The sequence below is a fragment of the Caballeronia sp. HLA56 genome (genome assembly GCF_054655155.1).
Genome location: NZ_BAAHOB010000004.1, coordinates 57,725 through 79,425 on the forward strand (window position 1 = coordinate 57,725; position 21,701 = coordinate 79,425).

The window sequence follows — 21,701 nt, forward strand, 5'->3', positions numbered from 1 at the left end:
CGGTTCAGGTAAACCCGAGCGCCAAGCGATAGGCCTTGAATTCAGAGGTCTCATGTGCCACCATTCGCAGCATGTAACCATCTGGTGGGTTATTTAAAACGAACGCAGGGCCGTTGTCAACGGGTTTTGCGGCCGATTTGAACGGAGGGTAGTGTGAACAAATGGACGGCGGCTGCTGACGCGGTCGAGCAAATTTTTGACGGCGCGACGATTGCGCTGGCCGGTTCCGGAGGTGGTCTCCTCGAAGCAGACGCGGTGCTGGCGAAGCTCGAAGAACGGTTTCTCGCGACCGGGCATCCGCGCGATCTGACGCTCGTGCACGCGCTCGGAATTGGCGACGCGAAGGGCAGCGGACTTGGGCGCTTTGCACACCCGGGGATGGTTAAGCGCGTGATTGGCGGCCACTGGAGTTGGGCGCCAGCGATGCAGAAACTGGCGAAGGAAAACGCCTTCGAGGCGTACAGCTTTCCCGCTGGTGCGATTTCCACGCTGTTGCGGGAAATCGGCGCCGGCCGACCGGGTCTGGTCACACACGTTGGCTTACGTACCTTTGTCGATCCGCGTATCGATGGCGGCAAGATCAATGAGCGTGCGACTGAGGACCTGGTCGAGCTGATCGAACTGGATGGGCGCGAATTTCTGCGCTACAAGCCGTTCAAAGTGGACTTCGCGGTCGTGCGAGGCTCGTCGGCCGATTCGAGCGGCAATGTGACGCTGCGCCGCGAACCCGCCGATCTCGACGTCTATGCCGCCGCACTTGCCGCGCACAACAGCGACGGCCGCGTGATCGTGCAGGTGAAGGAGCGTGAGCCTTCTGACTACGTCCCGGCGCGTCTTGTGCGAGTTCCGGGCATCCTGGTCGATACGCTCGTCGAAACGCCCGAGCAGGTGCAATGCGTGGTGTCGGACTACGATCCGGCGTTGAGCGGCGAAGCGTTATGCGCCATCGGTGAGGGCTTTTATGAAGTACCGACGGGTATTCGCCGCATCATCGCCGCGCGGGCAGCGATCGAATTGCATGAGGGGCAGTCGGCGAATTTCGGTTTTGGCATTCCCGGCGGCATTCCCGCTTTGCTGGCGGAACAAGGGCGGCTCGGCACGTTCTGGGGCTCGGTGGAGCAGGGCATCCACAACGGGGCGATGCTCGACGGTCCGATGTTCGGTACCGCGCGCAACGCTGACGCGATCCTCTCAAGCGTCGATCAGTTCGACTTCTATAGCGGTGGCGGTGTCGATGTCTCATTCCTCGGCATGGGCGAAATGGACGGCGAAGGCAATATCAACGTGTCGAAGCTTGGCGCGACGGTGGTAGGGCCGGGCGGTTTCATCGACATCACGCAGGGCGCACGCAAGATCGTGTTTTGCGGCAGCTTCGAAGCGAAAGGGCTGGCAGTCGAACAAGTGGGCACGCATCTGAACATCGTGTCGCCGGGCAGCGTGCCGAAGCTCGTCGAGCGGGTGCAGCACATCACGTTCAGCGGCGAGCAGGCGCGCCGCACCAATCAGGAAGTGCTGTACGTGACCGAGCGCGCGGTGTTCCGTCTCGAGACAGAAGGCGTGCGGCTGATCGAAGTGGCGGAGGGGATCGATGTCGAGCGCGATGTGTTGGCGCGCATGGCGTTCCGCCCGCTCGTTGATGAAGCATTACTGGCGCGGACGAAGCCGGACGCGTCCTCGCCGCAGGAAAAGGTGGCCTGATAACACGGCGCATGGACGGTCCACACTCTCCATGCGCCGCGGATATCAGGGACGCACGAGCCGCAGGATGGTCTCAATGTTGAACTCGAGGCGGTTTTTCAGGGCGGCCTTGTCCATGAAGTCGATGTCAAAGATCACGCCGCTCGTAAAGCGGTTCGTCAGATAGTAGTAGCCGATTGCAGCCATGGTGATATGCAGTTGCCGTACATCGACGCCGCTTCGAAACACGCCCGCTTCAACGCCGCGATCGAGTATGCCCTGCAACATAGAGATGAAACCCTTGTGCAGATCGTGAAACCGCTGGGACTTCTTGACGTGGCGTGCCTTATGAAGATTCTCGCTGTTCACGAGCGTCATGAACTCAGGGTTTCGCAGGTAGTAGTTCCAGGTATGCGTGGTGAGCGCAATGATGGCGTCCTCGGGCGACAGATGATCGAGATTCAGCTTCAGTTCGGCGGAGCGGATATCGGCGTAAGCGTCTTCGAGCACAGCGACGAAAAGCTCTTCCTTGCTGCCGAAATAGTGATAGATCATCCGCTTGTTGGCTTTGGAGCGCGTTGCAATGGCTTCCACGCGGGCGCCGGCGAGACCGAACTTCGAGAATTCTTTCTTCGCGGCCTCGAGAATGCGAGCGCGCGTGACCTCCGGGTCTCGCTGCCGCGGCTGGCGCGTGACAGCCGCCTCGGTGGCCTTTGTTGCTCGACTCTGGGGGATGGTTTCAAGGGTCATAGGGTCGTCGAAAAAGAGGGAATCGGGACGTCAATTTCGCCGACGCCATGGCGGTAACTATAAACCAAAAAATAGTTGCCAGGAAGTAACCGGATGGTGCAGAATGAAGCCGCGCATCAAAGCGTTAGGTTTGTTGCAGATAGGCGACGTTTTTTGCGCCATATCTATGACGATAAACGAAAAAATTGGATATCTGTAAGTAACTGTATGGTGTCTAAATGCTTTCTATAGACCGAATTTTTTAAGCTTGATATGCGATGGGTTTTAAGCATCGACCGTAACGAATTGATTATTTGGAGACAGCAATGACGGATTTGAGCGAACTGGCAGCCACGCTGCGCCTACCCACTCAGCCGGTGCGCACGCCGATGTTCATCGACGGCAAAGACTATGCGGGCGCGAATATCGAGTGGGTGACCCGCAAGAGTCCCGGCCATGGTGTCCCAGTAACCACTACGACGCGTGCATCGAGCAGCGACCTTGACCTCGCGGTCGGATCCGCACGGCGCGCTTTTGATGACGGCCGCTGGTCGCAGCTCACGGGCGAACAGCGCGGAACGGTGCTACTTAAGGCAGCACAATTGATTCGCGATAACGTCGAAACGCTCGCCTATCTCGAGACGCTCGAAAGTGGCAAACCCATCGGCCAATCGCGCGGCGAAGTCACCGCGGCAGCAGGCATCTGGGAATACGCCGCGGGCCTCGCCCGTGTCGTGCACGGCGACTCGCACGACACGCTCGGCCCCGATATGTTCGGGCTGGTCGTGCGGCAGCCGGTTGGCGTGGTGGGCATCGTCACGCCGTGGAATTTCCCGTTCTTCATTCTCTCGGAACGCCTGCCGTTTGCGCTTGCGGCGGGATGCACGGTGGTCGTCAAGCCCGCGGAACTCACGTCCAGCACTACGCTCAAGCTCGCCGCGCTGTTGACCGAAGCCGGCCTGCCCGATGGCGTCGTCAACGTGGTGACGGGGCTCGGCTCCGTGGTCGGCCAAGCGCTCGCGGAACACATGGACGTCGACATGATCTCGTTCACTGGCTCGACGCCGGTTGGCCGCTCGGTGCTCACTGCCGCCGGCGGAAACATGAAGAAAGTCGGGCTGGAACTGGGCGGAAAGAATCCGCAGATCGTTTTCGCCGACGCCGATCTGGACGATGCAGCCGATGCCATCGCCTTCGGCATTGCGTTCAATGCGGGCCAGTGCTGCGTGTCGGGCAGCCGGCTCGTCGTGCACCGCTCGGTCGAGCAGGAACTCCTTGAGCGGGTGCAGGCGGTGCTCGCGAAGGTGCGTGTCGGCGACCCGCTGGATGCGTCGAATCACGTCGGCGCGATCGTCGAGGCGCGTCAATTTGAGAAGATTCGCGGCTTCATCGACGCAGGTACGCACGACGGCGCTCAGCTCGTCTGCGGCGGCACGACAAGCAGCGAAGGCGAGCGCTACTTTATTCAACCGACAGTGTTTCGCAACGTGCAACCCAGCAGCACGCTCGCGCAGGAAGAAATTTTTGGGCCGGTCCTCTCGGTCACTGCGTTCGACACCTTCGATCAGGCGATCCAGCTTGCGAATGGCGTGCCTTACGGGCTCGCAGCGAGTATCTGGACACGCGATCTGCAAGGCGCGTTCAAGAGCCTGCGCGACGTGCAGGCCGGGCGCATCTGGGTCAACTGCACAATCACCGGGGGCCCTGAGCTGCCAATCGGCGGCGTCAAGCAATCGGGGATCGGCCGCGAGACGGGGCGCTATGGCGTCGAGGAATACACGGAGCTCAAGTCAGTGCATGTCCAACTTGGTAACCGACCGCGCTGGATCGCGTAAGTTAAATTACTTTCAACGAAGCGGCCACGAAGAGCCGCAGGAAAAGCCGGCCTACGCAAAGCGGGCGACGAAACAAAAAACCGGAGACAGCAATGTATGACTATGTGATCGTGGGCGGTGGCGCGGCGGGATGCGCGCTGGCCGCGCGTCTGAGCGAAGACGCCAGCAACCGGGTACTGTTACTCGAGGCCGGCCCCGCCGACACGAACCCCTACATCCATATGCCGGTCGGCTTCTTCAAGATGACGGGCGGGCCGTTGACGTGGGGCTATCGCACGGCGGCGGCGGCGGAAACGCAACGCCGGCAGATTCCGTTCGCGCAGGGCCGTGTGCTCGGCGGCGGCGGCTCGATCAATGCGATGGTTTATACCCGCGGCCAGCCGGAAGACTATGACGGCTGGGAGCGCGACGGCTGCACCGGCTGGGGCTTTCGTGACGGCGTGTTGCCTTATCTGCGCCGGATGGAAGACAACGAGCGCCTGTGCAACGAATATCACGGCGTGGGCGGACCGCTCGGCGTATCGGACCTCATCAGCGTCAATGAAGTGACCAAGGCCTTCGTGCTGGCTGGCCAGGAAGCGGGCCTGCCCTACAACAGCGATTTCAACGGCGCGCAGCAAGAGGGCGTCGGGGTTTATCAAGTCACGCAGCGTGGCGGACGGCGTTGCAGCGCGGCGGTCGGCTATCTTCGCGAGGCGCGCTCGCGCAGCAACCTGAGCGTCAAGACGAACTGTCTGGTGTCGCGCATCGTGATCGAAAATGGACGCGCGGTGGGCGTTGAATTCGCTGATCAGAACGTGCGCTCGAACGTTGAGGTTGCACGGGCCGAGCGCGAAGTGATCGTGACGGCCGGCGCGATCGGCTCGCCCAAGCTGCTGATGCTCTCGGGCATCGGTCGCGCAATCGATCTCGAACGCGTAGGTGTGAAGCCCTTGCATGTGCTCAATGGCGTTGGAGAGAACCTGCAGGATCATTTCGACATCGATATCGTGTACGAACTGAACGGCCCCTACAGCCTCGACAAGTACGCCAAGAAGCACCTAATGTTACTCGCCGGCCTTGAATACAAAATGTTTAACAAGGGACCGGTCACGTCGAACATTGCCGAGGGCGGCGCATTCTGGTACTCGGACAGCAGCGTGCCGACCCCCGACCTGCAGTTTCACTTCCTGCCCGGCGCCGGAGTCGAGGCTGGTGTGCCGCCGGTTCTTTCCGGCTCGGGGTGCACGCTCAACTCTTACTTCCTGCGCCCGAAGAGCCGCGGCAGCGTCACGCTCAACAGCGCCGACGCCGCCGATGCGCCGATCATCGATCCCGCCTACATTCGCGATCCGTATGACCTGAAGGTCGCGGTGGAAGGCATTCGCCAGAGCCGCGAAATCATGAGCCAGCACGCGCTCTCCAAGTACATCAAGTGCGAGCATTTCCCGGGAACTACCGTGCGCACGCAGGCGCAGTACGAGGAGTATGCGCAGCAGTACGGACGTACCGGCTATCACCCGGTCGGCACTTGCAAGATGGGCGTCGACGAGATGTCGGTAGTCGATCCGCAGTTGCGGGTGCGCGGTATCGAAGGGCTGCGTGTCGCGGATTCTTCGGTGATGCCGCGTATCGTCAGCTCGAACACCAATGCACCGACGTTGATGATTGCGGAGAAAGCCTCGGACTTAATTCGCGGACGCGTGGCGAAGCAGATGCCGGTTGCCGGTCAACTGGCCGGCTATTCGGGGCGCTCAGTGGGCGTCGCCACTACGACAGCGGCGTAATACGGTCGCAAGGCGCACGCCAGGGATCGTCCGGCTCGGACGCCATCTTCATACAGTTCATATAGTAACTATCTGCATATTTATTTACCAACAAGGGCGCATGCCCACTAACTGCAGGAGACACCATGTCCGAACACGAACGCTGCCCGGCCTTTTCACGCCGTGACTTCATCAAGCTTGGCGCGGGCGCGGCATTTGCCGTGGCCGGCGGCGGTCTCTCGCGTCTGTCGCTCGGCGCGGACCAGACCACGCTTGCCTGTTCCTTCCGCTCGCTCACCAACCCGTATCACGCGGCCTTTAACAAAGGTGCACAGGCCTTCGCGACAAGCGTGGGCCTGCCGTACGTGCCTCTGACGACCGAAGGAAGCTCGGAGAAGGGCATCGCCGATATTCGTGCGCTGCTGCAAAGGACCAACGGCAACCTCGTGCTCAACGTCGATCCGAACGATTCCGCCGACGCCCGCGTGATCGTCGAAGCCTGCTCGAAGGCAGGTGCTTACGTCACCACGATCTGGAACAAGCCGAAAGACCTGCATCCGTGGGACCACAACCCGAACTATGTCGCGCATCTTTCCTATGACGGCGTGGCCTACGGCGAGGAAGCCGCGACGCAATTGTTCAAGGCGATGGGCGGCAAGGGCGGCGTCGTCGCGCTCGGCGGCATTTTCAGCAATGTGCCGGCGATCGAACGCAAGGCCGGTCTCGACGCCGCGCTGAAGAAATTCCCCGACATCCAGTTGCTCGACTTCCAAGTCGCCGACTGGAATTCGCAGAAGGCGTTCCCGATCATGCAAGCCTGGATGACGCGTTTCAACGCGAAGATCAAGGGCGTATGGGCCGCGAACGACGACATGGCGCTCGGCGCGATCGAGGCGCTGCGCGCGGAAGGTCTTGCCGGCCAGATGCCGGTGACCGGAATGGACGGCACGCCGCCCGGACTCAGCGCGATCAAGGCGGGTGAGCTGATCGCGTCGGTCGATTGGGACCCGTACTGGCTGGGCGGCATCGGCCTGTCGATGGGTCTGCAGGCGAAGCAGAAAAAGATCGATGTGGCGACGCTGCCGAAAGACCGCCGCGAGTCGTACTGCAAGGCCACGTTCGTGACCAAGGCGAACATCCAGGACGTCATGAAGCGCGCGAGCGCGCCGAGTGTCGATTGGAACAACCTCTATGCCCGCGTCGCGGGTCCGGTGGTGTATCGATGAACAAGCTGACCGCAGCGCCCACCCGGCAGGCCACATCCACGAAAACAACCGGGACTCCAATCGTATCGAAGCAAGCACTCGTGCGGCGTTTTGCACCGTTGCTCGTATTGGTGGCGCTCGGTCTTTGCATCGGCGCGTTGAATCACGACTTCTTCGATCCGATGAACCTGTCGCGGATTGCGGTGGGTGCCGCAATTCCGCTCACCATCGCACTCGGCGCGGCGTTCGTTATTCAACTGGGCAGCATCGATTTGTCAGCCGAGGGGATCGTCGCGGTAGCGGCGATCGCAGTATCGACGCTGGTCGAGAACTCGTATAACGACAACCACTTCGGCCTCTGGGTGCTGGCGGTGGCCTTGGCCGCTGGCGCGCTGTTGGGCCTCGTCAACGGTGTGCTGCACGTGTTCCTGCGCATTCCTTCTTTCATCACGACGCTGGCGATCGGCTTTGTCGCGACTGGAATCGGGACTGCATGGCTGTCGGGGAACACGATCCGTGTGAGCGACCCTTCGCTGCGTGCCATCTCGATCACACGCTACCTGGGGTTGCCGTTGTCCGTGTGGATCGCGGTGCTGATGCTCGGCGTCGCCTGGTTCGTCTACAAGCACACGCTGCTTGGCCGTCACACGCTGGCGATCGGCGGTGGCGAGGATCTGGCGCGACTGAGCGGCGTGCGGGTTTCGCGCGTGCGCATTGCGATATTCGCGCTGGCCGGGGCTTTCTATGGCGTTGCGGGCATCCTCGCCGTGGCGCAATTCGGCCAGGGCCATGCGCGCATCGCCGACGGCCAGCTCTTCGTTGCGATTACCGCGATCGTGGTGGGCGGAACGTCGCTCGCAGGCGGCAATGGCACGCCGATGAACACGCTGATCGGCACACTGATCGTGATCGTGCTCGGCAACGGGATGGTGTTGCTCGGTGTCCCGCCCTATGTGCAACAAGGCATCCAGGGCGTGTTGATCATCGCCGCCGTGACGCTCGCGCTGAATCGCTCGCGCCGGCGCATCGTCAAGTGAGCGTGAGGAGAATAGACATGCTTTCACTTAAGAACGTCACCAAGCGCTTTCCGGGCGTGCTTGCGCTGGACAGTGTATCGATCGAAGTCCGGCCGAATGAAATCGTCGGCTTGATCGGCGAGAACGGCGCGGGCAAGTCCACGCTGATGAAGCTATTAACCGGCGCGTACCGCCAGGACGCGGGCCAGATCGAACTCGGCGGCAAGCCGCTCGTGATCCGCAACCCGCGCGACGCGACGTCCAAAGGCATCGCGATGGTCTATCAGGAGCAGTCGATCCTGCCGAACCTGACGGTTGCGGAGAACCTGTTTCTGGGGCGCGAAGAACAGTTCGTCACGCTCGGGCGTGTGAACTGGACGAAGCTCAAGCGCGCCGCAAAGAAGGAGCTTGCCACGGTGCATCTGGACGTTGATCCGATGACGCTGTGCGAGGACATGTCGTTTGGCCAGCGGCAGATGGTGGAACTGGCGAGAGCATTGTCGCTCGCGAGCCGCATTGGGGCCACGCCGATCATCCTGCTCGATGAGCCCACGTCCGTGCTCGAAGCCGGGGAGATCGAAATCCTGTTCGGCCTCGTGCGTGAGTTGAAGTCGCGTGCATCGTTCGTGTTCGTTTCCCATCGGCTCGATGAATTGCTGTCACTGAGCGATCGCGTGTATGTGATGAAGGACGGGAAGGTCGTATCCGAGATGGCTTCGGGAACGGCGTCAGTGGCAAAGCTGCATGAGCTGATGGTCGGCCGCTCGCTGCACAGCGAGTACTACCGCGAGAACCTGCAGAAACCGTGCCGCGCGGAAGTGGCGCTGTCGGTCCGAAACGCAACGCTTGGTCACGTGCTCAACGACGTTTCCTTCGATGTTCGCTGCGGCGAAGTGTTCGGCGTGGCGGGCGTGGTCGGGTCCGGGCGCGAGGAGCTGTGCCGGGTGATTGCGGGCCTGGAGAGTCTCGATCGCGGCGAGGTGATGGTGGGTAACACGCGACTCAAGCCACAGGCGAATCACGCGGTGTCTCTCGGCATCGGATACGTTCCGCGTGAGCGCAAGGTCGAAGGACTGGTCACGCAGATGAGCGTCGCGCAGAACCTTACGCTGCCTCGGCTCGGCGCAGTCAGCCGCGCCGGCGTGGTGCGCAAGTCCAGTGAACGCGCGCTCGCCAACGACTGGATCCGGCGCTTGCACATCAAGACGCCGGGGCCCGACGCATCGTGTCGCAATCTCTCGGGCGGAAATCAGCAGAAGGTGGTGCTCGCCAAGTGGCGCTTCGCAGGCAGCCGGATTCTCGTGCTCGATCACCCGACGCGCGGTCTGGATGTCGGCGCCAAAGAGGAGGTCTATCAGCTCATCCGCGAACTGACGGCGGAAGGCGTCGCAGTCGTGCTGACGGGCGACACGCTCGAAGAGATTCTAGGGCTCAGTCATCGCGTGATGGTCATGCGTGACGGCCGCGCTGAGAGGATTCTCCCTTGCGAAGTGGGTCACAAACCCTCGCAGGTCGAGATCGTCGAACACATGGTCTGAGGTCAACATGCCACAACTCAACACACCTATCGCGGCGAAGCTGCGCGACAACGCGCCCTTCCTCGCGCTCATCGTGCTGTACGTGCTAATTGAAGTCGCACAGCCGAGCTTTCTCGCTCCGTCGACGCAACTCGGCCTGCTCGCCGACAGTTCGACGCTTTTTATCATGGCCGCCGGCACGACGTTCGTCGTGTTGCTCGGCAGTATTGATCTCTCTCTGCAGGCGGTGGCGTCGTTGTCGAGCGTGATCGTCGCGATGTTGCTGCCGCGCTATGGCGCGATGGCGGCTGTCGTCGCGCTCGCGGCATCGTTCGGCATTGGTCTGCTTTCCGGCGTGATCCAGACGGTGCTGCGGATTCCGTCTTTCATCGCGACCTTGGCGGTGGGCGGGATTGCCTCGGCGGCGGCGTTGACGCTTTCCGGTACTCGCTCTATCGGTATCAGTGATGAGATGCGCAATGCGTCGCTCGGCTGGACCACTGGCTCCTCGTTCGGGGTGCCCCACGAAATCCTGCTCGGCGTCGCGGTGTTCGCTTTCTGCGTGTTCCTGCATCGCTCGACGGTGTTCGGCCGGCGAACCGATGCGATTGGCGCCGGCGAACCGGCGGCGATTGCATCGGGCGTGCGCGTGTCGGTGACCAAATGCCTCGTGTTCGGAACGTCGTCGTTCTTCGCGGGGCTGGCGGGGGTCGTGATGGCGGGGCGGCTGGGAAGCGGTTCGCCTACGCTGGCGGACCAGTTTCTGCTCCCGGCCATCGCTGCAGTGATCGTCGGCGGCACGGCGTTGACGGGTGGCGCCGGTGGTATCGGCAGGACGCTGGTCGGCGCGCTTCTGGTGTCGGTGGCACGGGTGGGCATGACGTTCGTCGGCATCAGCGTGTTCGCGCAGCAGATTGTGTTCGGGCTAATTTTGATCGTCGCGGTAACGGTTGCTTTCGATCGCTCGAAGGTGTTGATTATCAAGTGAGTTTCGATCCGGCCCGTATCGTGCGGGCTATTGTTGAAGGAAGAGGTTGCACATGAAGATTCTGGTGACGGTAAAGCGGGTGGTCGACTACAACGTCAAGGTGCGCGTGAAGTCGGATGGCAGCGGCGTTGATATCGCGAACGTGAAGATGTCGATGAATCCGTTTGATGAGATCGCGGTTGAAGAAGCTGTACGCTTGCGTGAGGCGGGTGTGGCGACCGAGGTGGTGGCGGTCTCCTGCGGCGTGGCGCAATGTCAGGAGACGCTGCGCACCGCGCTGGCCATTGGCGCGGATCGCGCGATTCTGGTTGAGTCGGCCGATGACTTGCAGCCGCTGGCCGTCGCGAAGATTTTGAAGGCGCTGATCGACAAAGAGCAACCGCAGCTTGTGATCCTTGGCAAGCAGGCCATCGACGACGATTCGAATCAAACCGGGCAGATGGTGGCCGCATTGGCCGGCTTGCCGCAAGCAACGTTTGCCTCGAAGGTCGTCGTGGCCGATGGCAAGGCGACGGTCTCGCGTGAAGTTGATGGGGGCGCTGAAACGCTGTCGCTGACGTTGCCGGCGGTGGTAACCGCCGATCTGCGCCTGAACGAGCCGCGCTACGTGACGCTGCCCAACATCATGAAGGCAAAGAAGAAGCCGCTTGAGACTTTGACACCCGCTGATCTCGGCGTCGACGTCGCGCCGCGCCTGAAAACGCTGAAGGTCGTCGAGCCGCCGAAGCGCTCCGCCGGCGTGCTCGTGCCGGACGTAAAGACGCTGGTCGAGAAGCTCAAAGTCGAAGCCAAGGTCCTGTAAGGAGACGCACAAAATGACGATTCTGGTGATTGCGGAACATGACAACGCGTCGCTCAAAGCGGCGACGCTTAATACGGTGGCCGCTGCCGCGGTGATTGCGACATTCAGCGAACAGGACGTTCACGTTTTGGTGGCGGGCCACGATGCACGCAGTGCGGCCGAGGCGGCCGTGAAGATTGCGGGCGTGACGAAGGTGTTGTTAGCCGACGCGCCACAACTTGCCGAAGGACTGGCAGAAAACGTGGAAGGTACGGTGCTGATGCTGGTGCGAGACCCGGCAAAGGACTACTCCCACATCCTGGCGCCCGCTACTGCGTACGGCAAAAACATCGCTCCGCGTATTGCTGCTCATCTGGACGTCGCGCAGATCAGCGATATCACGGCGGTGGATGGTGCGGATACGTTTGAACGTCCGATCTACGCGGGAAATGCGATCGCGACGGTGCAATCGTCCGATCCGGTCAAGGTGATCACGGTGCGCACGACCGGATTCGACGCGGCTGCGGCCGAAGGCGGCACCGCAACGGTAGATACGATTAACGCGCCGGGAGACGCGGGCATCTCGCAGTTCGTGAGCCGTGAGTTGACGCAACTCGATCGACCGGAATTGACGAGTGCAAAAATCATCGTGTCGGGTGGACGTGGCCTCGGCAACGGGGAGAACTACACGAAGGTGCTCGAACCGTTGGCCGACAAGCTTGGCGCGGCGTTGGGCGCATCGCGCGCCGCAGTCGATGCGGGCTTCGTTCCGAACGACTATCAAGTCGGCCAAACCGGCAAGATCGTCGCGCCGCAGCTGTATGTAGCTGTCGGCATTTCGGGCGCAATCCAGCATCTGGCCGGCATGAAGGACAGCAAGGTGATCGTCGCGATCAACAAGGACCTGGAAGCGCCGATTTTCAGCGTGGCGGACTATGGTCTGGCTCAGGATCTGTTCGAAGCGGTTCCCGAGTTGACGGCGCTCATCTGAACGATCGTCTTCGAGGACATACACGGATGAGCAAAACCCGAATCGCGATCGTAGGCGCCGGCCTGGCGGCCACCCCTCACGCGCTTGCCCTGAGCGAACTCAATGACGAAGTAGACGTGGTCGGTGTGGTCGGTCGTTCGCCGGAACGGATTGAACCCTTCGCCAGCACCTACGGCTTTCCTGTTGGTAAGTCGATCGACGCCGTGTTGAGCGAGTCGAGCGTCGATGGCGTTCTGGTGCTCACTCCGCCGCATACGCATCTCGAACTCGTCGAACAGGCCGCTGCCGCAGGCAAGCATGTACTGCTCGAAAAGCCGCTTGATATATCGATAGCTCGCGCGCAACGGGCGGTCCAGGTCTGTCGAGAGGCCGGCGTGAAGCTCGGCGTCGTCTTCCAGAATCGCTTCCGTCCCGCTGTCCAGCGGCTCGCAGCGTTGGCCGAGAGTGGCGCACTCGGGCCGCTCGCCTATGCGGGTGTCGATCCGCGCTGGTGGCGACCGCAGTCCTACTACGATGAGCCCGGACGCGGTACGTATGCGCGTGACGGTGGCGGCGTATTGATGACGCAGGCCATTCACTCACTTGACATCCTGATGTGGCTGGCAGGCGACGTGTCATCGGTTGTAGCGGCAACCGCCACGACCACGCTGCATTCGATGGAAGCGGAAGACCTCGCGAGCGCCGCACTCACATTCGAGAGCGGTGCTGCCGGTCAAGTCCTTGCGACGACGGCGGCGTTTCCCGGCTTTCCTGAGCGCATTGAACTGATCGGCGCAAACGCGACGGCGGTGCTCGACGGCGGACACCTGCGGGTGTTCTTTCAAGACGGCCGTGTGGATGACTTCAGTGACCCTTCGTCGTCCGGGTTTGGTGCGAAGCCCATGGACTTTGCGCACACGGCCCATCGCGATCTGTTGAGGGACTTTTTCGCCGCCATCCGTGAGGATCGCGCTCCATTGATAACTGGCGACGACGCGCTGCGCGTGCAGCGACTGATCGAGCGCATCACCACCAGCAAAGGACACCGGCAGTGACACACATAGACGGAGAAACACGGATCGTCGCGATTCTGGGCGATCCCATTGCACAGGCGAAATCCCCGCAACTCTTCAATGCCTTGTTCGAACGGCATGGGGTGAACGCGGCGCTCGTACCGTTTCATGTGCCGGCAACCAACCTCGAGAGGGTCCTCGAAGGGCTGCGCGGCGTAGCCAACCTCGCCGGCGTGGTCGTGACGGTGCCACACAAGTTGCATGCGACCGCGTATGCCACGCAGTTATCGGACGCGGCGCAGCAAACGGGCGCGGTCAACTGTCTACGCCGTGAAGCCGATGGGTCGTGGAGCGGTGCGATGTTCGATGGGGTTGGCTTCGTCAAGGGTTTGCAAGGGCGCCAACACATCGTGCGAGGTAAGTCCGCACTGATAGTCGGTACAGGCGGAGCGGGCGTGGCAGTAGCGCATGCGTTGATCGATGCAGGCATCGCCTCGCTCGATCTTTTCGATACTAATGCGATGTCGTTGCAGCGGCTCGCGTGGGCTTTGCGGGCGCGTGGGAGCGAAACGGTCATCGGCGAAGGCCAGGCGTGCGCCCAAGCAAAGCATGATCTTGTCGTCAATGCGACGCCGTGCGGGATGCGCCCCGACGACCCCGTGCCGATCGATCTGGCTGAGGCCGCGCCACATGCAGTCATCGCTGACCTGATCATGAAACCGGCAGAAACACGCCTTTTGGAAAGCGCGAAGGCACGTGGCCTTGCCGTGCACCCCGGCCGTTACTTGCTCGAGAATTCAGTCGAAGCGATGACGGCATTTCTGGATCTGATCGCTCCGGCATAACATTCAGGCGCACCCCTGCCAAGGCGGAAAAAGCCCAACGTCGCATAGCAGCACGCGGGAAAACCCGCTTTGATCGATTGGCAAACCGGGCATAGAATAAGCTATAAGTAACTATCCGGTGGGTTCGAAATTAAGAAAGTTGACGAGCTTTATTCCCGGATGGAGGCGAGTTGAAGCCAGCAGAAAAAGCTGAGCAGATACTCGCTCTTCGAAATAGATTGTCATCACACAGGTCATACGCACTACTGACGTCATCTCGCGATCGCGCTAACCGTCTTTCACGCAAGCTAGCGACGGTACGACAAGGCGGCCTATCAACCCGGAGACACACATGGCCCACCAACGGAATAACGAGCCGAAAGGCAGGCATCAGTCGAAGAAAGCCGCCGCCAGCGGTTGGATCGGCTCGATGCTGGAGTATTACGACTTCTTCATCTACGCTACGGCAGCATCATTGATCTTCCCGCAGATCTTCTTTTCAAAGAGCGATCCCAAGATCGCCATCATCGCCTCGCTGGCGACCTACGGTGTCGGCTATGTGGCGCGTCCGATTGGGGCGCTCGTACTCGGTCACTTGGGTGACACGCACGGCCGCAAGTACGTGCTGATTCTCTGTATGTTCATGATGGGCTTTTCGACCATGGCCGTCGGCCTGCTGCCGACCTATGAACAGGTGGGGCTGTGGGCACCGATCGGATTGGTCGCCATGCGCCTGATTCAGGGGTTCGCTGTAGCCGGAGAAATTGCGGGTGCAAGCTCAATGGTTCTGGAGCACGCCCCGTTCGGCCGGCGTGGCTTTTTCGCGAGCTTCACGCTGCAAGGTGTACAGGCTGGCCAGGTATTGGCTGCGGCGGTATTCTTGCCCCTCGCGCATTTCATCCCGACGGACGCGTTCACTGTCTGGGGCTGGCGCATACCTTTCATCTTGAGTTTCTTTATCATCGTCGCGGGTTATTTCATTCGACGCGATGTCGATGAAACGCCGGCCTTTGTCGAGGAAGATCAGCAGGGCGAGATTGCCAAGTCGCCAATCGTCCATGCCTTTACCGACAGTTGGGCCGATATCTTGCGCGTTGCCTGCATGTCATTGACGACGGTCATTCCTGTGGTGGCGACGATCTTCGGCGCTGCCTATGCGGTGCAGCCGGCCTACGGTATCGGCTTCCGTGCGGACGTCTACCTGTGGATTCCAGTGCTCGGCAACATCTTGGCGGTGATCCTGATTCCCTTTGTCGGCAACTTGTCGGACAGAATCGGCCGGAGAATTCCGGCGATCGTCGGTGCACTCGGCTCCGGCCTCCTTTCGTTCGGCTATCTTTATTCCATCAGCATCCATAGCACGCCACTGGCGATCATCATGGCGCTGCTGATGTGGGGCGTCGCCTACCAGGGTTTCAACGCTATCTTCCCAAGTTTCTATCCCGAGTTATTCCGCACTCGCAATCGGGTCACTGGGGTGGCGATCGGGCATAACGTCGGGATTACCATCGCGGCGCTGCTGCCTGCGCTGTTTGTCGCCGTGGCGCCGCCGGGAGGGTCGGCCAGCATTCCGCTCACAGTCGGCACCATCACATTAGTGGCGACGATCATCGCGGCGCTCGCGGCGCTGAGCGCACGAGAAACGTACCGCATGCACTTGAACGATCTGGGCAAGCCGGGTGCCGTGCCCGTTGACGAGCCGCAATACCGGCGGATACGGACGCAGACCTTGGCCGATGCGAGACTGGCCAAAGCGGAGCGGCCAATGGTGCCGATCGCAAATTCAAAATCAGCAAGAGATTGAAGCAGGCCGGCAGCTTGTCTTAGTACGCCCGGCGGAAGCAAGCAGCGCAGCGATGTGGGGTAACGCGCGACGGCCACAAACCCGCGCGCCGGGTTTAGTGTCGTTCATCCGGAACTCGGAACGTTCGCTGCGCTGTCCAAGCTGAATTGCTGCGCCATCTAACCGAATACGGGTTGGTGGCGCAGACGGCCATCCCACAGCGCGGCCTAATGTTTCGCGACGTGCATGGTCGGACCCAACCGCGGCGAATTTGCTTCGGGTGATCCGCCGCATGCGTAACGGTGTCACAGGAAACGACAGGATTTTGCGAAGCCACGGCTCCGCGAGCGATCAGAATAGTTCCGGTCGAAGTTGCGGGACGCCGTTTCCGTAGGCTCAGAGCGTTGCGTTTCGGTCGATAGAAGCAGACGTCCAGCTCCGTCGCCCCATATTGACGTCTACACGAGCGCCATCGCCTGCTATCGCGCGAGCAAAGCAGGCTTGCTAGGTCGCGAACAAAATCACCACGCAAGTAGTCTTCAAGTAGCCTCCCGGTGACTGCGCACCGTGAGCAATTCACCGAAGGGTTGGTGCCTAGAAGGTGAGCGCGCGACTGACGCTTTGGCCCTTCAGACACGACCGTACGGATGGACGGCGTTGACGACGCCCGTGGCCATCGCGAGCAAAGAGACGCCTGTGACGAGATCCTCTTGATCGCCCGCGGCGAATGGCGGCACGGTCTCATCGTTAACCCGACGCCACGCGGTATGTCCGGGAAAACCCCGTTGATTGATCATGCGACCGCGCTTAGCATTGGCAACAAGTAACTATCCGGTGGGTTATTGAAAAGCTGTGGTTCCTGGAACGATCAATTCTTGGTCGCACGACTTACACCGAACCAGAGCAAGCGCTGAGGCACCACCTCGAGCCGACAGGAGACAACGATGAATCCAGCAGAAAAGCGTAAATGGCCGCGATCGGGACTCGAAACGACACTGATGGGCTTCGGTGCCGCGCCGATCGGCAACATCTTCCGGCCGATTTCCGAAGAAGATTCGGTGGCCTTGATTAAGGCCGCATGGGACGCCGGCGTACGCTACTTTGACACCGCGCCGATGTACGGCCACGGCTTGAGCGAAGCGCGCTGCGGGCAGGGCTTACGCTGGTATCCGCGCGACCAGTACGTGCTGTCGACGAAAGTCGGTCGGCTGCTCAAGCCACGCAAGCGCGCTGCGATCGATTTCACGCCGTGGGTCGACGGCCTCCCGTTCGAGATGCGCTTTGACTATAGCTATGACGGCGCAATGCGCTCGATCGAAGACAGCCTGCAGCGGCTGGCGCTCGAGCACATCGACATCGCGTTAATCCACGACATCGACGCCTTCACGCACGGCGACCAGCAGCCTGAAATGTTCGACGCGGCGATGTCGGGCGCGGCAAAGGCGCTGCTGAAGTTGCGTGACGAAGGCGTCGTGAAGGCAGTGGGCGTAGGCGTCAACGAATGGCAGGTCGCGCACGAAGCGGTCAAGCGCAACGACTTCGACTGCCTGCTGCTCGCCGGGCGCTACACACTGCTCGAGCAGGACGCGCTGGACGGCTTCCTTCCGCTATGCGAAGAGCGCCAGGTTTCCGTGATTCTCGGCGGCGGCTACAACAGCGGCATCCTCGCGACAGGCGCAGTGCCCGGCGCGAAATACAACTATTCGCCCGCGCCAGAAGCGATTCTCGAACGGGTGCGCAAGATCGAGCAGGTGTGTCTTGAATACGCGGTGCCGCTGAAAGCGGCGTCGTTGCAATTCGTGCTTGGCCATCCGGCCATCCCGACCAACATTCCCGGCGTGCGCACCGTTGCCCAGCTCGATGACAACTTGCAGACTTTCCGGGCAGACATCCCTGCCGCGTTCTGGCAAGAGTTGAAGCGTCGGGAACTGATCCGGCAGGACGCACCCACACCGCAATAACCGCTAGCGCGCTGTCGAGCCTGTTGCCGCCACCGGGCTTGGCCGAGCCGCTCGATCAGCTCGTGCCCACGCTTCACCGTCAGGGAGAAGTCATGAAAGCTGCTGTTCTCGTTGCTCCAATGCAGTTTGAGTTGCGCGACGTGCCCGTTCCGGAATGCGGCGCGTCCGACGTGCTGATCAAAGTCGAGCGTTGCGGCATCTGCGGGACCGACTTGCACATCTATCACGGCAACTACTCCAGCGACCGACTTCCGATGATTCCCGGCCATGAATTCTCCGGGACGATCGCTGAAGTCGGGTCGGCCGTGAACGGCCTGAAGGTAGGTCAGGCGGTGACCGCCGACATCAATCTCGGATGCCGCAGTTGCTTCTACTGCCGCAAGAATGAGATTCTCAATTGCACACAGATGGTCCAGCTCGGCATCCACGTGAACGGTGGCATGGCTGAGTACGTGCGCGTGCCGGCGTACGCGGTGGTTGCGTTGCCCGCTGCGATGCCCGTGGAGGAGGGCGCGATGGTCGAGCCGCTCTCATGCATCGTGCGCGCGTTCCGCAAAGGTCATCTGCGGCTTGGCGAAAGCGTGCTCGTGATCGGCGCCGGGCCCATCGGTCAGATGCATATGCAATTGGCCGTGCGCGCAGGCGCGGCGCCGGTGATCGTCGTCGAGCCGAATGCACAGCGCGCGGCGCTTGCGAAAGAGCTGGGTGCGGATTTCGTCGTCACCGATCCCGCGCAACTCGACGCCACCGTGCGCGCTGCGACCGACGGACGGGGCGTGGACGTCGCGATCGAGAGCGTGGGCTCGACTGAGCTTTACGAGCAAGCGTTCACCCTGATTCGTCCCGGAGGCCGCGTGATTGCGTTCGGTATCGCCAAACCGGGCCACACGTTCAGGATCTCCGCGCTCGATTTCGTGCTGCGTGAGCAGGGCGTGCAAGGCAGTGTCGCCGGCATGGGCGACGACATGCACGAAGCGGCGACATTGCTCGGCTATCGACGCGTGGATGTCGCGCCGTTCCTCACCACGATCTATCGGCTCGAGGACGTGCAAGCTGCGTTCAAGCGACTGGCTGAAGACAAGAGTGTCCTGAAAATTCAGCTGCAGATCGCTTGAGCCGACCCATCGTTACCAACGCGCAGTTGAGGTTGTTCATGAACGCTCTGGAAGTAAAGGGAATCAGCAAGACGTACCCCGGCGTACGAGCGCTGGATCGCGTGGAATTTTCATGCGCCAAGGGGTCCGTGCATGCCCTCGTCGGCGAGAACGGCGCGGGTAAATCCACGTTGATCAAGATCCTGAGCGGCGCGACCGCTCCCAACGAAGGCCAGCTCATACTCAACGCCGTGGCCTACGCACCGGCGTCGCCGAGCGAGGCGGTGGACGCGGGCGTATCGACGATCTATCAGGAATTCAACCTGATCCCGGCGTTGAGCGTCGCCGAAAACATCTTCCTTGGCCGCGAACGAATCACGCGCGGGTTCCTCGATGGCGCATCGATGCGTGGCGAAGCAAAAGCGCTGCTCGCGCGCATCGGCGCACCGATCGACGTGCGTAGGCGTGTCAGCACGCTGTCGGTGGCTGAACAGCAACTCGTCGAGATCGCGAAGGCCCTCGCGGTTTCGGCTCGCGTGCTGATTATGGACGAACCGTCCGCGACGCTCTCCGATCACGAGATGACGCTGCTCTACAACGTCGTGCGGACGTTGTCGCGCGATGGCGTCACGATCCTCTATGTGTCACATCGGATGGATGAAATCTTCGACCTCTGCGACACCTGCACGATCCTGAAGGACGGTCGATCGGTCTGTACGCGCAAGGTGGCAGACCTCGACCGCGCGTCGCTGATTCGTCTCATGGTGGGCCGCGAAGTCGACACGCGCTTTCCCGATCGGCGTGATGACGGTGCCGCGGCCAGCAACGACATCGTGCTCGATGTAAAAGCGCTGCGGCTCGCGCAACGAGTGAAGGACGTCACCTTCAGCGTTCGTGCAGGCGAGATCGTGGGACTGGCAGGACTTGTCGGCGCGGGGCGCACGGAAGTGGCGCGCGCGATCTTCGGACTCGACGACATCGAATCGGGCGAGATATCACTAGGCGGCCGCATCCATCGTCCCAAGACCGCAGCGGAGGCGATCGACGCAGGCGTCGCGCTGGTGCCAGAAGACCGCAAGGCGCAAGGACTCGTACTTGGCCTCAGCATTCGCGAGAACGCGATGCTTCCGACGCTCGACAGCGTTTGCCGGTGGGGATTCATCAATCGGCGCCGCGAGCAGGTGCGAGTCGCATCCGTGTGCAAGCAACTGGCCGTATCGGCGTCGAGCGCGGATGTGCCGGTCGGCACGCTGTCCGGTGGCAATCAGCAGAAGGTCGTGTTCGGGAAGTGGATCGCTCACGATTACACGCTGCTGATTCTGGACGAACCAACGCGCGGCGTCGATGTCGGCGCGAAGGTCGAGTTCTACAGGTTGATCGACGAGATCGCACGTTCAGGTAAGGCGGTGCTGCTGATCTCGTCGGAATTGCCGGAACTGCTCGGCATGGCCGATCGCATCGTCGCGCTGCGTGACGGCATGGTCACGGGCGAAGCGTCCGCACACGGCGCGACGGAAGAGTCGGTCCTTCATATGATAGCGAGGTAAATCATGGCATTAGTAGAACCTATTTCTGGCGCGACTTCGATCGGACGTTTTTCGAGCGGCGCATATCGGCGTATCGAACTTATCCAACGTTTTGGCATCCTCGCCATCTTCATGCTTTTGTGTGTGACGGCGGCGGTGTCCTCCCCTTATTTCCTCACGGCCGAGAATCTGTTAAACGTCGTGCGTCAAGTGTCGGTCGTCGGGCTGACATCGCTTGGCATGACGTTCGTGATTCTCACGGCGGGCATCGATCTTTCGGTGGGATCGATTCTCGCGCTCACCACGCTCGCCATCGCAGGGCTCAAGCCCTATGGACCGTTTGCGTCGCTGGCCGGCGGCCTTGCGATCGCCATCGCGTGCGGCTGGGCCAACGGTTTCATCACCACGAAGGGCCGCATCCAGCCGTTCATCGTCACGCTCGGGATGATGACGGCACTCGTGGGCGTTGGGCTCGCGTATTCAGATGGGCAGCCGGTCATCGGCGTGCCAGTGTCGCTGGCGTGGATCGGGCGCGGCAAGCTCGCGGGCGTGCCGGTGCAGGCGTTGCTGTTCATCGTCATGTCCATCGCGTCGGCGGTGATATTGCGGATGACCCGCTATGGGCGACATGTGTACGCGGTAGGCGGCAATGCCGAAGCGGCACGGCTGTCAGGTGTACCGGTTGACAAGGTTCGGGTGATCGCCTACTGCCTCTCCGGACTGTTCGCAGGTCTCGGTGGCCTCGTGATGTCGACGCAACTCAATATTGGCGAGGCGAATCTCGGGAAGGGCCTCGAACTCGACGCGATTGCCGCTGTGGTCGTGGGCGGCACGAGCCTCTCGGGTGGTGCGGGTGGCATTGGCGGCACGATCGTCGGTGTCTTGCTGATCGGCGTTCTGAACAACCTGCTCAATCTGCTCAACATCCCCGCCTACACGCAGTTGATCGTGAAGGGCGCAATCATTGTCGGCGCGGTATTGATCCACGCGCAACTCAATCGTTCAAAAGGCCGCTAGAGCGGTTTTCCATAGTCAAG

General features: G+C 61.4%; 18 protein-coding genes. 17 read left to right on the forward strand and 1 reads right to left on the reverse strand.

What is annotated here, in order from left to right; translation table 11 throughout:
• The first annotated feature begins 153 nt into the window (after positions 1 to 153).
• The gene (locus tag ACYQ47_RS16255) at positions 154 to 1,698 is read left to right on the forward strand and encodes an acyl CoA:acetate/3-ketoacid CoA transferase (protein WP_459905980.1); all 1,545 of its coding nucleotides are present in this window, start codon (positions 154 to 156) and stop codon (positions 1,696 to 1,698) included.
• A 45-nt stretch (positions 1,699 to 1,743) separates the two neighbouring features.
• Here ACYQ47_RS16255 and ACYQ47_RS16260 read toward each other — a convergent pair whose 3' ends face one another.
• On the reverse strand, positions 1,744 to 2,427 hold the full coding sequence (locus tag ACYQ47_RS16260) for a TetR/AcrR family transcriptional regulator (protein ID WP_459905981.1): 684 nt from the start codon (positions 2,425 to 2,427) through the stop codon (positions 1,744 to 1,746).
• A gap of 305 nt (positions 2,428 to 2,732) precedes the next feature.
• On the opposite strand from ACYQ47_RS16260, the gene ACYQ47_RS16265 reads away from it, so the two are divergent.
• From ACYQ47_RS16265 to ACYQ47_RS16340, 16 genes are all read left to right on the forward strand, one after another.
• Positions 2,733 to 4,241 (forward strand): aldehyde dehydrogenase family protein, encoded by a 1,509-nt coding sequence (locus ACYQ47_RS16265; protein ID WP_459905982.1) that lies wholly within the window; start codon positions 2,733 to 2,735, stop codon positions 4,239 to 4,241.
• Between the two features lie 92 nt (positions 4,242 to 4,333).
• Positions 4,334 to 6,007 (forward strand): GMC family oxidoreductase, encoded by a 1,674-nt coding sequence (locus ACYQ47_RS16270; protein WP_459905983.1) that lies wholly within the window; start codon positions 4,334 to 4,336, stop codon positions 6,005 to 6,007.
• Positions 6,008 to 6,132: 125 nt separating this feature from the next.
• Positions 6,133 to 7,212, forward strand: coding sequence for a sugar ABC transporter substrate-binding protein (locus tag ACYQ47_RS16275; protein WP_459905984.1), 1,080 nt, complete (start codon positions 6,133 to 6,135; stop codon positions 7,210 to 7,212).
• Entirely contained in the window at positions 7,209 to 8,228 is a 1,020-nt protein-coding gene (locus tag ACYQ47_RS16280; RefSeq protein ID WP_459905985.1) for an ABC transporter permease, read from the forward strand. Before ACYQ47_RS16275 ends, ACYQ47_RS16280 begins: the two co-directional genes overlap by 4 nt.
• Positions 8,229 to 8,245: 17 nt before the next feature.
• On the forward strand, positions 8,246 to 9,745 hold the full coding sequence (locus tag ACYQ47_RS16285) for a sugar ABC transporter ATP-binding protein (RefSeq protein ID WP_459905986.1): 1,500 nt from the start codon (positions 8,246 to 8,248) through the stop codon (positions 9,743 to 9,745).
• 7 nt (positions 9,746 to 9,752) lie between these two features.
• On the forward strand, positions 9,753 to 10,712 hold the full coding sequence (locus ACYQ47_RS16290) for an ABC transporter permease (protein WP_459905987.1): 960 nt from the start codon (positions 9,753 to 9,755) through the stop codon (positions 10,710 to 10,712).
• 52 nt (positions 10,713 to 10,764) lie between these two features.
• Positions 10,765 to 11,514, forward strand: coding sequence for an electron transfer flavoprotein subunit beta/FixA family protein (locus ACYQ47_RS16295; protein WP_459905988.1), 750 nt, complete (start codon positions 10,765 to 10,767; stop codon positions 11,512 to 11,514).
• 13 nt (positions 11,515 to 11,527) lie between these two features.
• Positions 11,528 to 12,484, forward strand: coding sequence for an electron transfer flavoprotein subunit alpha/FixB family protein (locus ACYQ47_RS16300; RefSeq protein ID WP_459905989.1), 957 nt, complete (start codon positions 11,528 to 11,530; stop codon positions 12,482 to 12,484).
• 26 nt (positions 12,485 to 12,510) lie between these two features.
• Positions 12,511 to 13,518 carry a Gfo/Idh/MocA family protein gene (locus tag ACYQ47_RS16305; RefSeq protein ID WP_459905990.1) on the forward strand — a complete coding sequence of 336 codons (1,008 nt, stop codon included), beginning with the start codon at positions 12,511 to 12,513 and terminating at the stop codon, positions 13,516 to 13,518.
• Positions 13,515 to 14,321: a shikimate dehydrogenase family protein gene (locus ACYQ47_RS16310; RefSeq protein ID WP_459905991.1), complete on the forward strand. Its 807-nt coding sequence runs from the start codon at positions 13,515 to 13,517 to the stop codon at positions 14,319 to 14,321. Before ACYQ47_RS16305 ends, ACYQ47_RS16310 begins: the two co-directional genes overlap by 4 nt.
• Positions 14,322 to 14,652: 331 nt before the next feature.
• Positions 14,653 to 16,104 (forward strand): MFS transporter, encoded by a 1,452-nt coding sequence (locus tag ACYQ47_RS16315; protein WP_459905992.1) that lies wholly within the window; start codon positions 14,653 to 14,655, stop codon positions 16,102 to 16,104.
• A 626-nt stretch (positions 16,105 to 16,730) separates the two neighbouring features.
• Positions 16,731 to 16,910, forward strand: a complete 180-nt coding sequence (locus ACYQ47_RS16320) for a hypothetical protein (RefSeq protein WP_459905993.1) — start codon at positions 16,731 to 16,733, stop codon at positions 16,908 to 16,910.
• Positions 16,911 to 17,081: 171 nt separating this feature from the next.
• Positions 17,082 to 18,044: an aldo/keto reductase gene (locus ACYQ47_RS16325; protein WP_459905994.1), complete on the forward strand. Its 963-nt coding sequence runs from the start codon at positions 17,082 to 17,084 to the stop codon at positions 18,042 to 18,044.
• A gap of 92 nt (positions 18,045 to 18,136) precedes the next feature.
• The gene (locus tag ACYQ47_RS16330) at positions 18,137 to 19,159 is read left to right on the forward strand and encodes a zinc-dependent alcohol dehydrogenase (RefSeq protein ID WP_459905995.1); all 1,023 of its coding nucleotides are present in this window, start codon (positions 18,137 to 18,139) and stop codon (positions 19,157 to 19,159) included.
• 38 nt (positions 19,160 to 19,197) lie between these two features.
• The gene (locus tag ACYQ47_RS16335; protein ID WP_459905996.1) at positions 19,198 to 20,685 is read left to right on the forward strand and encodes a sugar ABC transporter ATP-binding protein; all 1,488 of its coding nucleotides are present in this window, start codon (positions 19,198 to 19,200) and stop codon (positions 20,683 to 20,685) included.
• A gap of 3 nt (positions 20,686 to 20,688) precedes the next feature.
• Positions 20,689 to 21,681, forward strand: a complete 993-nt coding sequence (locus tag ACYQ47_RS16340) for an ABC transporter permease (protein WP_459905997.1) — start codon at positions 20,689 to 20,691, stop codon at positions 21,679 to 21,681.
• Positions 21,682 to 21,701 lie beyond the last annotated feature (20 nt).

Bases quoted from the DNA above. Each gene is read 5' to 3' on its own strand.
- ACYQ47_RS16260 (WP_459905981.1), bottom strand. From the start codon at position 2,427: ATGACCCTTGAAACCATCCCCCAGAGTCGAGCAACAAAGGCCACCGAG.
- ACYQ47_RS16265 (WP_459905982.1), top strand. From the start codon at position 2,733: ATGACGGATTTGAGCGAACTGGCAGCCACGCTGCGCCTACCCACTCAG.
- ACYQ47_RS16270 (WP_459905983.1), top strand. From the start codon at position 4,334: ATGTATGACTATGTGATCGTGGGCGGTGGCGCGGCGGGATGCGCGCTG.
- ACYQ47_RS16275 (WP_459905984.1), top strand. From the start codon at position 6,133: ATGTCCGAACACGAACGCTGCCCGGCCTTTTCACGCCGTGACTTCATC.
- ACYQ47_RS16280 (WP_459905985.1), top strand. From the start codon at position 7,209: ATGAACAAGCTGACCGCAGCGCCCACCCGGCAGGCCACATCCACGAAA.
- ACYQ47_RS16285 (WP_459905986.1), top strand. From the start codon at position 8,246: ATGCTTTCACTTAAGAACGTCACCAAGCGCTTTCCGGGCGTGCTTGCG.
- ACYQ47_RS16290 (WP_459905987.1), top strand. From the start codon at position 9,753: ATGCCACAACTCAACACACCTATCGCGGCGAAGCTGCGCGACAACGCG.
- ACYQ47_RS16295 (WP_459905988.1), top strand. From the start codon at position 10,765: ATGAAGATTCTGGTGACGGTAAAGCGGGTGGTCGACTACAACGTCAAG.
- ACYQ47_RS16300 (WP_459905989.1), top strand. From the start codon at position 11,528: ATGACGATTCTGGTGATTGCGGAACATGACAACGCGTCGCTCAAAGCG.
- ACYQ47_RS16305 (WP_459905990.1), top strand. From the start codon at position 12,511: ATGAGCAAAACCCGAATCGCGATCGTAGGCGCCGGCCTGGCGGCCACC.
- ACYQ47_RS16315 (WP_459905992.1), top strand. From the start codon at position 14,653: ATGGCCCACCAACGGAATAACGAGCCGAAAGGCAGGCATCAGTCGAAG.
- ACYQ47_RS16320 (WP_459905993.1), top strand. From the start codon at position 16,731: ATGGACGGCGTTGACGACGCCCGTGGCCATCGCGAGCAAAGAGACGCC.
- ACYQ47_RS16325 (WP_459905994.1), top strand. From the start codon at position 17,082: ATGGGCTTCGGTGCCGCGCCGATCGGCAACATCTTCCGGCCGATTTCC.
- ACYQ47_RS16330 (WP_459905995.1), top strand. From the start codon at position 18,137: ATGAAAGCTGCTGTTCTCGTTGCTCCAATGCAGTTTGAGTTGCGCGAC.
- ACYQ47_RS16335 (WP_459905996.1), top strand. From the start codon at position 19,198: ATGAACGCTCTGGAAGTAAAGGGAATCAGCAAGACGTACCCCGGCGTA.
- ACYQ47_RS16340 (WP_459905997.1), top strand. From the start codon at position 20,689: ATGGCATTAGTAGAACCTATTTCTGGCGCGACTTCGATCGGACGTTTT.